The organism is Plantactinospora endophytica (genome assembly GCF_016862915.1).
Classification (GTDB): Bacteria; Actinomycetota; Actinomycetes; order Mycobacteriales; family Micromonosporaceae; genus Plantactinospora; species Plantactinospora endophytica.
In genome coordinates this window covers 20,068-33,304 of record NZ_BONW01000035.1, presented here as the reverse complement: position 1 = coordinate 33,304, position 13,237 = coordinate 20,068, and the positions used below count along the sequence as shown (strand labels likewise).

At 72.0% G+C, this 13,237-nt stretch carries 11 protein-coding genes; 4 read left to right on the top strand and 7 right to left on the bottom strand.

Annotated features, from left to right (window positions below):
- Positions 1-15: 15 nt before the first annotated feature.
- On the top strand, positions 16-663 hold the full coding sequence (locus tag Pen02_RS30815) for a DUF4232 domain-containing protein (protein ID WP_203869663.1): 648 nt from the start codon (positions 16-18) through the stop codon (positions 661-663).
- A gap of 112 nt (positions 664-775) precedes the next feature.
- Here the strand turns inward: Pen02_RS30815 and Pen02_RS30810 are convergent, their stop codons facing one another.
- From Pen02_RS30810 to Pen02_RS30800, 3 genes are all read right to left on the bottom strand, one after another.
- On the bottom strand, positions 776-2,200 hold the full coding sequence (locus Pen02_RS30810) for a glycosyl hydrolase family 18 protein (protein ID WP_203869662.1): 1,425 nt from the start codon (positions 2,198-2,200) through the stop codon (positions 776-778).
- A gap of 388 nt (positions 2,201-2,588) precedes the next feature.
- Positions 2,589-3,173, bottom strand: coding sequence for a TetR/AcrR family transcriptional regulator (locus tag Pen02_RS30805; protein WP_203869661.1), 585 nt, complete (start codon positions 3,171-3,173; stop codon positions 2,589-2,591).
- Between the two features lie 10 nt (positions 3,174-3,183).
- Positions 3,184-4,179, bottom strand: a complete 996-nt coding sequence (locus Pen02_RS30800; RefSeq protein WP_203869660.1) for an aldo/keto reductase — start codon at positions 4,177-4,179, stop codon at positions 3,184-3,186.
- 439 nt (positions 4,180-4,618) lie between these two features.
- On the opposite strand from Pen02_RS30800, the gene Pen02_RS30795 reads away from it, so the two are divergent.
- A complete protein-coding gene (locus Pen02_RS30795; protein ID WP_203869659.1) occupies positions 4,619-4,927 on the top strand; it encodes a DUF6582 domain-containing protein in 309 nt (102 codons plus the stop codon).
- A gap of 154 nt (positions 4,928-5,081) precedes the next feature.
- Here the strand turns inward: Pen02_RS30795 and Pen02_RS30790 are convergent, their stop codons facing one another.
- Positions 5,082-5,840, bottom strand: a complete 759-nt coding sequence (locus Pen02_RS30790; protein ID WP_203869658.1) for a zf-HC2 domain-containing protein — start codon at positions 5,838-5,840, stop codon at positions 5,082-5,084.
- Between the two features lie 164 nt (positions 5,841-6,004).
- Here Pen02_RS30790 and Pen02_RS30785 point away from each other — a divergent pair, with 164 nt between their 5' ends.
- Positions 6,005-6,589, top strand: coding sequence for a sigma-70 family RNA polymerase sigma factor (locus Pen02_RS30785; protein ID WP_203869657.1), 585 nt, complete (start codon positions 6,005-6,007; stop codon positions 6,587-6,589).
- 142 nt (positions 6,590-6,731) lie between these two features.
- On the opposite strand, the gene Pen02_RS42660 is transcribed toward Pen02_RS30785, so the two are convergent.
- From Pen02_RS42660 to Pen02_RS30770, 3 genes are all read right to left on the bottom strand, one after another.
- Positions 6,732-8,195 carry an ATP-binding protein gene (locus Pen02_RS42660; protein WP_203869656.1) on the bottom strand — a complete coding sequence of 488 codons (1,464 nt, stop codon included), beginning with the start codon at positions 8,193-8,195 and terminating at the stop codon, positions 6,732-6,734.
- 70 nt (positions 8,196-8,265) lie between these two features.
- Positions 8,266-9,924: an NAD(P)/FAD-dependent oxidoreductase gene (locus Pen02_RS30775; protein WP_203869655.1), complete on the bottom strand. Its 1,659-nt coding sequence runs from the start codon at positions 9,922-9,924 to the stop codon at positions 8,266-8,268.
- A 199-nt stretch (positions 9,925-10,123) separates the two neighbouring features.
- On the bottom strand, positions 10,124-11,197 hold the full coding sequence (locus Pen02_RS30770) for a zinc-dependent alcohol dehydrogenase family protein (protein WP_203869654.1): 1,074 nt from the start codon (positions 11,195-11,197) through the stop codon (positions 10,124-10,126).
- 627 nt (positions 11,198-11,824) lie between these two features.
- On the opposite strand from Pen02_RS30770, the gene Pen02_RS30765 reads away from it, so the two are divergent.
- A complete protein-coding gene (locus Pen02_RS30765; RefSeq protein WP_203869653.1) occupies positions 11,825-13,117 on the top strand; it encodes a cytochrome P450 in 1,293 nt (430 codons plus the stop codon).
- Positions 13,118-13,237 lie beyond the last annotated feature (120 nt).

Below are 13,237 nucleotides of genomic sequence, written 5' to 3'. Positions count from 1 at the left end.
GAAAGGCACTCGTTCATGCCCGGCACCCCGTCGTCCCGGCTCGGGCGAGCACGCCCCCTCGGTACGCTGCTCGGCGCGGTGGCGCTGCTCGCCGCCTGCGGTACCCCGGTCCGGCCGGTACCGGAGCCGACCCACACCGCCGATCCGGCGCCGACGGTCGGATGTCCGGACGGTTTTCTGATCACCGCCGGTGAGGTGGAGCCCGCCCTCGGGTTGCGGGCGCTCGGCATCGAGCTGCGCAACTGCGGCACCGTCCCCTACCGGATGGACGGCTATCCGGTGGTCCGGGTGCTGGACCAGCAGCGGCAGGCGCTGGACGTCACGGTCGGCAACGGGTCGGCGCCGGTCAGCGCGCCGGACGGCTACGACGTGCCACCCCGGCCGGTGATCCTGCAACCCGGCGAGGTGGCGCGGGCCCGGGTGCTCTGGCGCAACACCGTCACCGAGTCGACCGAACCGGCCACGGACGCGAGCTACCTGGAGATCGCGCCGACGCCCGGTGCACCGGTACACCTCGTCGCGCCGCGCGGCGGGATCGACCTCGGCAACACCGGGCGGCTGGCGGTGAACGTGTGGCGGCCGGTGCAGGCCCACGGCAGCGTGCCGCCGTCCAACCCGGCGGGTACGGGGCCACCGGACGTTGCCGTACCCGAAGCGGGTTGAATCCGGTCCGGCCCGGCCGGTACGGGGGCATCGGACGTGGCCGTACCCGGAGCGGGTTGAACGCGGTCCGGCCCGGCCGCTTGTGGCGGCCGGGCCGGACGTGGTGCCGGGATCAGGCTGGCAGTCGCCAGACCTGGTTGGCGCCACCGAAGCAGTCCCAGATCTGCAGCCGGGTGCCGTCGGCCGAGCTGTTGCCGGTGGCGTCCAGGCACTTGTTCGAGGTCGGGTTGCGCAGGGTGCCGTTGCCCTGCGCCTGCCAGACCTGCGCGCCGGTACCGTTGCAGTCGTAGAGCTGCACCTTGGCGCCGTTGGTGGTCGCCGCGGCGGTGATGTCGGCGCACTTGCCCAGCGCCCGGAGGGTGCCGTCGGTGCCGACCGTCCACCGCTGGGCGGTGCTGCCGTTGCAGGCGTAGAGCTGGATCGCCGCGCCGTTCGCGGTGGAGGCCGCCGCGACGTCGACGCACTTACCGCCGATGCCGGTGATCTGGCCGGTCCGGCCGCCGGTCGGCGGGGGAGTGCCGCCGCCCATCACCGTGTCGTAGATGGCGCTGACCAGCGAGGTGGCGTTGTTGGTGTCCTGGGACAATTCCCAGTTCATCATCCCGCCCGCGTTGGCCATCGCCCACTGGGTCTTGCGCTTCACCGTCGGGATGCCGTTGTAGCACTGCTGGGCTCCGCCGGCCGTGGTGCAGTCCCGGTTGGCGTTGGCCGGGTCCATCGCGACCAGTGCCGAGTAGGTGTAGTAGCCGGGGCGGCTGTAGAAGGGTACGCCGAGCACCGCCTTGCTGGCCGGCAGGCCGCGCGACTTCCAGCCGTTCATCGCGTTGATCGACCAGTCGTAGTTGGCGTGCGGGCTGCCGCCGTCGTACGCCATGATGTTCAGCCAGTCGACGTAGCCGAAGACCGCCGGCTGTACGCCGTTGACCGTACCGCCCTCGGAGACGACGGCGGCGGTGAGCAGCTTGCCCCGGCTGCGGAGCTGACCGCTGAGCTGCTGCATCAGCGCGGTGAAGTTGTTGGCCGAGGTGCCCGGGTCCGGGTACTCCCAGTCCATGTCGACGCCGTCCAGGTTGTACTGCGTCACGAAGCTGATCACGCTGTTCACGAACGTCGTCCGGCTGGTGGCGTTGCCGGCCAGCGCCTCGAAGGCCGAGTCGTCGCCGTTGTTCCAGCCGCCGATCGCGATCGACACCTTGACGTTGCTGCCGTGCGCCCGGGACACCAGCGCGGAGAGCTTGCTCGGGTTCTCCACGGCCCGCAGGGTGCCGTTCGCGTTCGGCAGTACGAACGCGTAGTTGATGTGGGTCAGCTTGTTGTACTGGATGGTGTTGACGTCGCCGGCCCAGCTCGGCATGTAGCCGACGCTCTTGAAGTTGTTGGGCAGGACGACGGCCTGGGCGGGGGTGAGCGGGGCGAGCGCGATGGCCGTCCCGGTCGCGGCGGTGACGAGCGCGAGTGCTCCGGTGAACAACCTGGACCGGACGCCGGGGCGGCGTCCGGGCGGGCGGACCCGCTCGGCGCTCAGGGTGGGTGACATCGAGGTTCCCTTCTGTCGCAGGCGCCTCGGCGGCTCGATCCCGTCGGGTGGGGGTGGGGTCGCCGCAGCGCCGGTGCGGCGGCAGCGGAGTTCCGGCGCCGGCACCGGGCGAAGCGGGATCGGGATCGATGTCGCTGAGTTGCTGAAACATTAGGAAAGTTAACTAATAATGTCAATGCATCCTTCACGCCCGCCGACCACCTGCTCACGACGCTGCTACCGGCGGCACGCGCCGCCGAGGACCGGTCCGACGGCGTTCAACGTGGACGCAGGCCGTCGAGCGGGGCCGGTGCGGAGGTGCTCAACGTCGGCGCAGACCGTCGGGCAGGGCCGGTCCGGGAGCGCTCAACGTTGATGCAGGCCGTCGGGCAGGGCTGGTGCGGAGCGCTCAACGTGGACGGAGGCCGTCGAGCAGGAGGTCGCAGACGGCGTCGAGTTGCTGCTCGATGTCCGGGTCGGCCCACTGGGCGCTGTGGGTCGGATCGTGGAACCGGACGGTGGCGTAGAAGACCGCCCGGGCGCTGCGCGGCACGTCGTCGACGGCGAACTCCCCGGACTCCACCCCGTCGGCGATGATCCGGGCGAGCTGCGCGACCAGCCCGTCCAGCGAGGCGGCGATCACCGTACTCGCCTCCGCGACCAACGCGACGTAGGTGGCGAACAGCTCCGGATCGTCCAGCGCCGTGGCGCGTTTCGTGCCGTGCAGCGTGTGCAGCCAGGACCGCAGCCGCTCCGCTGCGGGCGCCGTACCGGCCGTCACCGCCGGCAGGTCCGCGTGCACCCGGTCCAGCCAGCGGTCGGCGACCGCCTCGCGCAGTGCGGTCTTGCTGGCGAAGTGCCGGTAGACGCTGCCGTGGCTGACGCCCAGCACCCGGGCGACGTCCACCACGGTCGCCTTGCCCGGACCGAAGCGGCGGAGGACCTCCTCCGCCGCTTCGAGGATCCGTTCCGGAGTCAGCGTCGTGTCGGCCATGGGCACCATTTCACCGTTCGCTGTCCAGGTGCTCCATCGCGGGGGCCGCGTACCGGGCACCGGCGGCGGAGCCGACCGGTACGGCCCGCTCGATCGCGGCCAGGTCGTCGGCGTCGAGGGTCAGTTCCAGCGCGCCGAGCGACTCGGCCAGCCGGTCCCGGCGCCGGGCCCCGACCAGCGGCACGATGTCGGTACCCCGGCTGAGTACCCAGGCGATGGCGACCTGGGCGACGGTGGCGCCGCGCGCCTGCGCGACCTCCCGCAGCGCGTCCACCAGCAGCAGGTTCGCCTCCAGGTTGTCCGCCATGAACCGGGGGCTGAACGACCGGAAGTCACCGGGCGAGAGCTGACGGTCGGCGGTCCAGTGCCCGCTGAGCAGCCCCCGGGACAGCACCCCGTACGCCGTCACACCGATGCCCAACTCCCGGCAGGTGGGCAGGACGGCCGCCTCGACGGTCCGGGACAGCAGCGAGTACTCGATCTGGAGATCGCTGATCGGGTGTACGGCCTGCGCCCGCCGCAGCGTCTCCGCGCCGACCTCGGACAGTCCGACGTACCGTACCCGGCCCGCCGTCACCTGCTCGGCGATGGCACCCACGGTCTCCTCGACCGGCACCGACGGGTCGAGCCGGGCCAGCCGGTACACGTCGACGTAGTCGGTGCCGAGGCGTTGCAGGGTGTAGGCGAGGAAGTTCCGTACCGCCTCGGGACGGCCGTCGTTGCCGTGCCAGCCGCCCTCCGGGTCGCGCAGCGCGCCGAACTTGACGCTGATCGTGACCTGGTCACGCCGCCGGTCCCGCAGCGCCCGGCCGAGCAGCATCTCGTTGTGCCCGGCCCCGTAGAAGTCGCCGGTGTCCAGCAGCGTGACCCCGGCGTCCAGGGCCGCGTGGATGGTCGCGACGCTCTCCGTCTCGTCGGTCGCGCCGTAGAGGTCGGACATGCCCATGGTGCCGAGGCCGAGGGCCGAGACGGTGGGGCCGTTGCTGCCGAGTGTCCGGTTCTCCATGTTCTGCTCCTGTTCGATTCGCCGTGGTAGCCCCGTCGGACCGGTTCCCGGTTGTCGATCGCCCGGTTCCCCGGGTTCTCGGTGCCTGGTTTCTCGGTTCCTGTTGTCGTGGTCGAACTGGCTGAAATCCCAGTTCAGGTCGATTGGTTCCGCGAGGTGCTGGCACGGGCGACTCCAGGCTGGCTGGTCACCCGCCCCGCCGCGCGTACTTCGGCAAGTATGGACTGACGGCTGACAGATTGCAAAATCTGTCAGCCCAACTCCGTTGTCGGCAGCCGCCGGTGCGCGGGTTACCGGCCGGCCGCCCGGGTAGGAGAAGGCGGGTAGGAGAAAGCCGGGTCAGGAGAACGCGGGGGAGGACCCGACCGGCGGAGTGACCTGCGGCGGACCTCGCCGGAGCGCGGGCCGTCGTGGCGCAACGAACGGCGAGGAGGAGACGATGAAGATCACCTGGAAGCCTGTCGACCAGCACGGCGTGATCAGCAGCAAGCAGTCCCGGGAACTGCCGGACACCGCGTTCGCCTTCCCGGGCAAGCGCAAGGAGCCGCTCACCGACGCGTCGCACGTCCGCAACGCCATCGCCCGGTTCGACCAGACGCACGACGTCAGCGACGCCGAACGGGACCAGGCGTTCGCGAACATCCTGGCGGCGGCGAAGCACTACGACATCCAGGTCGCCGAGTCCGACTGGCGGCAACTCGGCAAGCTCCCGCACACCCCGAACCCGGCACACGGCGGTCGCCGGTAGGCCAGGAACCGGTGCGCGCTCCGGCCGGCTCCTCCCGGAAACGCCCGGCGGGGCAGTAGCAGCGCGGGCGAGCAGTAGTAACGCGGCAGAGCGGTCGCCGGTAGCCCGGCGGAGGATCTGTGGGTACCGCTGCCGGACCGGACGGTCCGCCGGTTCAGGCCGCGCGGCGGTCCGTGCGGGCCTGGGCGGTGTTCGGCCGGGCGCGGACCAGTCGCAGCCGTGGCGGCGCGGGCGCCGGCTCCTCCTCGAACCTGACCCGCCAGCCCGGCCCACTCCGCTCACCGTGCCGGGTCGGCGGGTCGCCCGACTCGAACGTCGGCCGGGACAGCCCGATAATGATCACGTAGCCGGCGAGGATCAACCCGTGGCTGAGGATCCGGTTCGGGTCGACCCGGCCGGCGATCGCGTCGTTGACCGAGAGCAGGGTCAGCACGGCGACGAACGCGGTAAGCGTGGGCAGCAGGCCCAACGGCCGGGTACGGCGCAGGGCGATCCAGGCGAAGCCGGCCCCGAGCGCGACGTTCCAGGCGGCGGACTCGTGCCACAGGTGGTCGGGCCCGCCACCGAGTACGACCTCGAGGCCGTGCGGATGGTTGGTCGAACCGATCCCGGCGATCTGGGCCGCGCCGAGCAGGAACTGGGCGACGCCCACCACACCGAGCGCGATCCGCAGCGTACCGGCCAGCCGGGCCCGGCCCGGCCCGGGAGCGACCGCGAGGAGTTCGTCGTCGATCTCCATCGGCGGCGGTACGACACTGGTCCGGGCCAGCCTGTTCAGTGCCGTCGCGCTCTCCAGCCAGCCCCGGCAGTCCGCGCAGCCGGCGAGGTGGCGGTCCACCCCCGCGCGCTCGGCCGGATGCTCCTCGCCGTCCAGTCGAGCCGACAGCGCTTCCCGATACTGTTCGCACCCCACACGTTCATAGTCGGCCCCGGACCGCCGGCGGTTCCCTCGGGGGTAAGCATTCTGACGCGAAGTCGGTTCGGACGCCCCCCGGCGGCCCCTTGATCGACCCGGAAGGCGATCAGATGCCCACCGGGGGTATTCGAGGTCGGGGCTGGTACGGGTAACTTTGGGGCATGCCTCCCCCCGGCGTCGAGAACGACGAGATCACCAGGTTGGCGCTGGCCGCCAAGGCCGGCGACCGCACGGCGGCGGCGGCCTTCATCCGGGCGACCCAGCACGACGTGCACCGCTTCGTCTCGCACCTGGTCGGTGCCGGCGAGGCGGAGGATCTCGCCCAGGAGACCTACCTGCGGGCGATGCGCGCGTTGCCCCGGTTCGCGGCCCGCTCCTCGGCGAAGACCTGGCTGCTCGCGATCGCCCGGCGGGCCTGCGTGGACCACGTCCGGACGGCCATGCGCCGTCCCCGGGTCGCGTCGCTGCCGGACTGGCAGCTCGTCGCCGACGCCGAGTTGGCCCGGGGGAGCGCCGGCTTCGAGGGCGCGGTGGAGTTGGACCGGCTGCTGGCGGACCTGCCGCCGGACCGCCGCGAGGCGTTCGTCGCGACTCAGGTGGCCGGGCTGAGCTACGCCGAGGCGGCCGAGGTCTGCGACTGCCCGGTCGGCACCATCCGGTCCCGGGTGGCCCGGGCCCGCGAGGACCTCGTCGCGGCGATGCGGGCCGACGGCTCCGGCCACCGCCGACTCCGCTCGACAAGCTGACCGACCCGCGCCCGGCGCCATCGGACGACGGCTCACCGTCGCCGCACAGCCCAGCGCGACCCGACCGCTCAGGACCGGGCTGCACAGCAGGCGACGGCGGCTCAGGCCCGGGCGGCGGCTCAGGAGAGAGGACAGCGGCGGCTCAGGACAGGGCGGCGGTGTCGACCGCGCCGGGCTCGGGCTCCGGTCCGGCGATCGGCAGGCAGACCCGGAAACTGGTACGCCCCGGCTCGGACTCGACCCGGATGTCCCCGTGGTGCTTGTTGACCACGATCCGGTACGAGATGTCCAGTCCCAGCCCGGTGCCGTCGCCGATCGGCTTCGTGGTGAAGAACGGCTCGAAGATCCGGGACCGGACGTCGGCCGGAATGCCCGGTCCGGTGTCGACGACCTCCACCACCAGCGAGTCGGCGTCCCGCGCGGTGCGTACCGTCAACGTGCCCTCCTCGCCGATCGCGTAGAGCGCGTTGTCGACCAGGTTGGTCCAGACCTGGTTGAGTTCGGCGGCGTAGACCGGGATCGCCGGCAGGCTGCGGTCGTACTCGCGGACCACCCGTACGCCAGGCTTGATCTTGGTGTTGAACATCGCCAGCGTGGCGTCGAGCAGGTCGTGCACGTCGACCGTCCGGTGCGGTGCCCGGTCCAGTTGCGAGTACTGCTTCGCCGCACCGACCAGCCCGGTGATCCGGCTCAGCGCGTCGTCGATCTCGCCGAGCAGCAGCTCGGTCTCGACGGTGTAGGTCAGCCACCGGACGGCCGGCTCCAGGTCGTCCTGGCGGACCGCCGTGCTGACCTGTTCCAGCCAGTCCACGTCGATGCCACCGGCGGTCAGTGTCGGGGCGAGGTCCCAGCCTGCGGTGACGTCGTGCTCGTCCAGCCAGTCGGCGAGGGCGTCCTCCGCGTCGCTGGTCTCCAGCGGGGAGAGGGCGGGCGCCGAGGCGGCCTTCTTGACCGCCGCCTCCTGGAGTTCGACCAGCCGTTGCAGTCGGGCCCCGTCCAGCCGGCCGTCGGCGATCATGGCCAGCTTGTGCCGCATTCCGGCGACCCGGTCCCGCAGCACCGAGGTGGCCCGGACGGCGGCGGCGGCCGGATTGTTCAGCTCGTGGGTCAGCCCGGCCGAGAGCGAGCCGAGGGCCAGCAGCCGCTCCCGCTCGCCGACCACGGTCTGGGTGGTCCGCATGCCGAGGAAGAGGCCGTCCAGCAGGTGCATCGCCATCGGGAACCACTGGCGCATGGCGGTGCTGATCACCTCGGCCGGCAGGACGAAGAAGGTGGCGTCGGAGATCGTCCGCATCCCGTTCGGGTACGTCTGCACCCGCTGCTCGTTCAGGTACGGCTGGGTCGCCCCGGCGTACGCGCCGCGCTGCTCGGTACGGATGATCTCCACCCGGTCGCCCTGGACCAGCCGGGTCAGCGAGACGGTGCCGTGGAGCAGGACGAAGAAGCAGTTCGCCTCGGCGCCCTCGACGTAGACGTCGGCACCGGCCGGCAGCCGTTGTATCCGACCGTGCTCGTGGATGTAGTCCAGCTTCTGCGCGTCCAGCGACTCGAAGAGGAACAGCGTACGCAGCTCCTCGATCGCCAGCCGCTCGTCCGACCCGGTCATCCCGCCACCGTATCCCCGCTCGTGGACCGTCTCCCAGCCCGGAGAACCCCGCCGCGTCCCCGGAAAGTCCTCACTGTGCCGCCAGGTACTGGTGAGCCAGCGAGACCACCATCGCGCCCTCGCCGACCGCCGAGGCGACCCGTTTGATCGAGTCGGCCCGGACGTCGCCGGCCGCGAAGACCCCGGGCAAACTCGACTCCAGCGGGTACGGGTCGCGGGGCAGCGCCCAGCCGGTCGGGCGCCGCCCGTCGCTGCTCAGGTCCAGCCCGGTCAGCACGTAGCCCCGGGCGTCCCGGGCCACCACGTCGGCCAGCCACTCCGTACGCGGCTCCGCGCCGATGAAGACGAACAGCCAGGACGCCTTCACGGTGCGCTGCTGCCCGACCCGGTTGTCGCAGATGGTGAGCTGCTCCAGGTGGTCGGTGCCCTCCCCGCCGACGACCTCCGAGTGCGGGTGCACCTCGATGTTGTCGATCCGTTCGATCTGCTCGATCAGGTAGTGCGACATCGACCGTTGCAGGTCTGGGCCGCGTACCAGCAGGTGCACCCGGCGGGCGTGCCGGGCGAAGTAGACCGCCGCCTGGCCGGCCGAGTTCGCCCCGCCGACGATGTAGACGTCCTGTCCGGCACAGTTGGGTGCCTCGGTCGACGCCGAGCCGTAGAAGACGCCCCGACCGCTCAGGTCCGCCAGGCCGGGCGCGGTGAGCTGCCGGTACGCGACCCCGGTGGCGAGTACCACGGTGTGTGCGGCGATGGAGGTGCCGTCGCTGAACCGGAGCAGCCGGGTGGCGCCGGCCGCCTCCAGCCCGACCACGTCCCGGGTGGTCAGCAGTTCGGCGCCGAACTTCAGCGCCTGTCGACGGGCCCGGTCGGCGAGCTGTGCCCCGGAGACGCCGTCCGGGAAGCCGAGGTAGTTCTCGATCCGGCTGCTCTGTCCCGCCTGGCCGCCGGTCGCCTGGCGTTCGACGAGTACCGTGCGCAGCCCTTCGGAGGCGCCGTAGACGGCCGCGCCGAGACCGGCCGGGCCGGCGCCGACCACCACCAGGTCGTAGAAGTCGGCGGCCGGGGTGGTGGAGAGCCCGACCCGGGCCGCCAGCTCGACCTCGGTCGGCTTGACCAGTGCGGTGCCGTCCGGGGTGATCACCACCGGCACGTCCTCCGGCCCGGCTCCGGCGGCGGTCAGCAGCCGCCCGCCCTCCGGCTCGTCCGCGAGCAGCCAGCGGTACGGCACCAGGTTGCGGGCGAGGAAGTCGCGGATCTCGAACGACGGCGCGGACCACCGGTGCCCGACCACCCGTACCTCGTCCGGTGCGGCCTCCGGGGTCGCCGCCCAGGCTTCGAGCAGGCCGTCCAGCACCGGATAGAGCTTCTCCTCCGGCGGATGCCAGGGCTTGAGCAGGTAGTGGTCGAGGTCGACGACGTTGATCGCGTCGATCGCCGCGTTGGTGTCGGCGTAGGCGGTGAGCAGCACCCGGCGGGCCGTCGGGAAGAGGTCCATCGCCGCTTCGAGGAACTCGATGCCGTTCATCCCCGGCATCCGGTAGTCGGCGAGCAGCACCGCGACCTGGTCGCCGCGAAGTTTGATCTCCCGGAGCGCGGCCAGCGCCTCGTCGCCGGAGGAGGCCCGGACCACCCGGTACCGGTCGCCGTAACGCCGCCGGACGTCCCGGGCCACCGCGCGGGACACCGCGGGGTCGTCGTCGACCGTCAAGATCACCGGGTTCGCCATGGCACCAATGAAAGCATCCGGAACGGGCCTTGACGAACCCCGATGCCGATCCCGCCGGCAGCGTCCGGCGCGGCCCACCGCCGCCGGTCACCACCGTCACCGGAGTCATGGGCCTGCACCGGGTCTGCCTGCGGCCACCTCCGTCCTGACCTGGTTCGATCAGTTCCGGCTCGGTGCGGTCAGTTCCGGCCCGGTCTGCTCAGTCCAGGCCCGGCTCGATCAGCCGGATGCCGCCGACCGGGGGCCGGTCCAGACCGGCCAGCGCCGTCGGCGCCTCGGCCAGCCCGATCGTCTGGGTGACCAGCTCGGCCGGTCGGAGCACCCCGGCGCCGACCAGCGCCAGCATCTCCGGGTACGCGTGCGCGGCCATCCCGTGGCTGCCGCGCAGCTCCAACTCGTACCCGATGACCCGGTCCATCGGCACCGCCGGGTGACCGTTCGCGGCGGGCAGCAACCCGACCTGCACGTGCCGGCCTCGCCGCCGCAGGCTCTCGATCGACCCGGCACACGTCGGCGCGCTGCCCAGCGCGTCGAGCGACAGGTGCGCGCCGCCGCCGGTCAGCTCGCGGATCGCGGCGGCCACCGCTCCGGGATCGGCCAGCGCTCCGGGACCGGTCAGCGTCCCGGCGTCCAGGCAGACGGCGGCACCGAACCGGCGGGCCAGGTCCAGCGCGGCCGGGCTGACGTCGACCGCCACCACCCGGGCGCCGCAGGCCACCGCGATCATCACCGCGGAGAGTCCCACCCCGCCGCAGCCGTGCACCGCCACCCACTCACCGGCGGCCACCCGACCCTGCGCGACCACCGCCCGGAACGCGGTGGCGAACCGGCAGCCCAGCGCGGCGGCCCCGGCGAAACTCAGCTCGTCGGGCAGCCGGACCAGGTTCACGTCCGCGTGCTCGACCGCGACCAGGTCCGCGTAGGAGCCCCAGTGGGTGAAACCGGGCTGGGTCTGCCGCTCGCAGACCTGCTGGTTTCCGGTGAGACAGGCCGGGCAGGTGCCGCAGGCGCAGACGAAGGGGGCGGTGACCCGGTCGCCGACCCGCCAGCCCCGGACCTCCGGGCCGACCGCGGCCACCACCCCGGCGAACTCGTGCCCCGGCACGTGTGGCAGCCGGATGTCCGGATCGTGCCCCTGCCAGCCGTGCCAGTCGCTGCGGCACAGCCCGGTCGCCCCGACCTCGACCACCACGCCCGCCGGCCCGGGTACCGGATCGGGCACGGTACGCAGCTCAGGCTCGCCGCCGAACTCCTCGAACACCACCGCCCGCATGCGGATCATCCTCACACGCTCCGGCGCCGACCCGGAACGGCCCCCGATCGCCGGCCCTCACAGGAACGTCGCGCCCCGCCGTCGTCGCCGGTCCCGCAGCCCCGGTCGGAGAACGCCCTCGTCGTGGCGCCGGTCGACGGCCCGCGTGGCGCGTTGGTGACCACAATGGAACCCACACGTTTCCGGAGGGCGTCGGCCATGGTACTCCGGAGCTGTTTAGTATTGGCGACGATCAACCCTAGTCATCGTTCAATAGGGACAGTTTCGCCTCAATTATCCGGTCCTTCGGGAGAGCTGCGCCGGGCGGGCAGGCCGAGGGCCCCGGCAGTGCCGCACACCGTGCACCGGATCCGGTGCACGGTGACCGATGGTAGCCCTCCGACCGGCGCCGTGACCAGGTGGCAAGCTGCATGCTGCAAGTTGCCACCTGGCACCCGGGCTGCTCTGGTCCGCTGCTGCCGCGCGTCAATACAATGGCACAAGCGAATATCTTGACTTACCGTCTGCCGCAGCGCATCGTGAGATTTCCAGATGTCGTTGGAAGTTGCGGGGGCACTGATTCCGGTGGGTGAACTATTGCCACCGCGGCCGGACGACAGCGCGCCAAGCGTGGGCCAGGAGGCGGCCATGGAACTCAGCCCGTTCGCCGGTACCTATCTGACCGACCCCGCCGCCGTGTGGCGGGATCTCCTGGACCGTCCCGAGCAGGTGCACCACGCCGAGGACCTGGGCATGTGGCTGATCAGTCGGCACGAGCACGTCCGGCAGGCGTTCGCGGACGCGGACAGTTTCGGCAACGCGCTGACGCTGGCGCCGGTCTACGAGATGTCTCCCGAGGCGCTCGCCATCGTGATGCGCCTGGACGTGCCGCCGACGACGGCCGCCGCCGACTCCCCGGTGCACACCCGCACCAGGCGGGCGCTGCGGGCCACCTTCGCCAACACCGGCCCCCGGGTCGCCGCCCAGTACGGGCCGATCGTGCGGCGCCGGGTCGACGACCTCGTCGACGCCATCGCCGCCCGCCGGGGCGAGGTGGTCGACCTGATCCCGGAGTTCACCGCCCTGCTGCCGCTGCTGGTCGTACTCGACATCCTCGGTGTGCCGGACCGGGACACCGCGCGGATCCGCCGCTGGGCCGACGGCCAGATCGCCCTCGTCTGGGGCCAACCCGACCCGGCCGAACAGGTCCGCCTCGCCCAGGGACTGCTCGACTTCTGGCACTACTGCCAGGACCTCGTCGCCCGGCGCGCCGACGGCGACCTGAACGGTGACGACTTCATCTCCCGGGCCCTGCGCTACCGCGACGGCGACGACGAGATCCTCACCGTCGACGAGGTCGCCTCGATGGCGTTCAACCTCCTCGTCGCCGGCCACGAGACCACCGCCGGACTTCTCGCCCACGGCCTGGAGCAGGCACTGTCCGTACCCGGCCGGTGGGAACGCATCGCCGAGGACCCGACCAGTGTGCCGGCGTTCCTGGAGGAGGCGCTCCGGTTCGGCCCCGCCATCGACGGCTGGCTGCGGGTCACCCTGCGGCCGGTCAAGATCGGCGGCGTCACCATCCCCGCCGGGCAACGGTGCCTGCTCCTCATCGGCGCCGCGAACCGTGACCCGGCGACGTTCACCGGTCCGGATCGGTTCGATCCGGACCGGGAGGACGTGAAGGATCATCTGTCCTTTGGTTACGGTCCGCATTTCTGCATCGGTGCGGCACTCGCCCGCCTCGAGGCGCGGATCGCGCTCGTCCGGCTCGCGGAGGCAATTCCCGGGTTGCGTCTGGCGCCGGGGCACGTAAGCGCCTACAAGCCCAATGTCGCGTTCCGGGCGCACCAGGTGCTGCCTGCGGTCGTCGATATCGCCGGTGCACCGAGGGAACGGCAGGAAGATCCCCCGGACGCGCTTACTGTACGCGCCGCATAGCGGATCCCGCATCCGCCGGTGATATCCGGGCCGGCGCGGCTCGGGGGCGGCCGAGTCGACGTACCGGGCCACCGGGCAGGGCGTCGACCGGCGGCGCCCCGGCCGCCCCGGCTCACGGTC

Coding starts and splice junctions, on each gene's coding strand:
- Pen02_RS30815 (WP_203869663.1), top strand. CDS start 16: ATGCCCGGCACCCCGTCGTCCCGGCTCGGGCGAGCACGCCCCCTCGGT.
- Pen02_RS30810 (WP_203869662.1), bottom strand. CDS start 2,200: ATGTCACCCACCCTGAGCGCCGAGCGGGTCCGCCCGCCCGGACGCCGC.
- Pen02_RS30805 (WP_203869661.1), bottom strand. CDS start 3,173: ATGGCCGACACGACGCTGACTCCGGAACGGATCCTCGAAGCGGCGGAG.
- Pen02_RS30800 (WP_203869660.1), bottom strand. CDS start 4,179: ATGGAGAACCGGACACTCGGCAGCAACGGCCCCACCGTCTCGGCCCTC.
- Pen02_RS30795 (WP_203869659.1), top strand. CDS start 4,619: ATGAAGATCACCTGGAAGCCTGTCGACCAGCACGGCGTGATCAGCAGC.
- Pen02_RS30785 (WP_203869657.1), top strand. CDS start 6,005: ATGCCTCCCCCCGGCGTCGAGAACGACGAGATCACCAGGTTGGCGCTG.
- Pen02_RS42660 (WP_203869656.1), bottom strand. CDS start 8,195: ATGACCGGGTCGGACGAGCGGCTGGCGATCGAGGAGCTGCGTACGCTG.
- Pen02_RS30775 (WP_203869655.1), bottom strand. CDS start 9,924: ATGGCGAACCCGGTGATCTTGACGGTCGACGACGACCCCGCGGTGTCC.
- Pen02_RS30770 (WP_203869654.1), bottom strand. CDS start 11,197: ATGCGGGCGGTGGTGTTCGAGGAGTTCGGCGGCGAGCCTGAGCTGCGT.
- Pen02_RS30765 (WP_203869653.1), top strand. CDS start 11,825: ATGGAACTCAGCCCGTTCGCCGGTACCTATCTGACCGACCCCGCCGCC.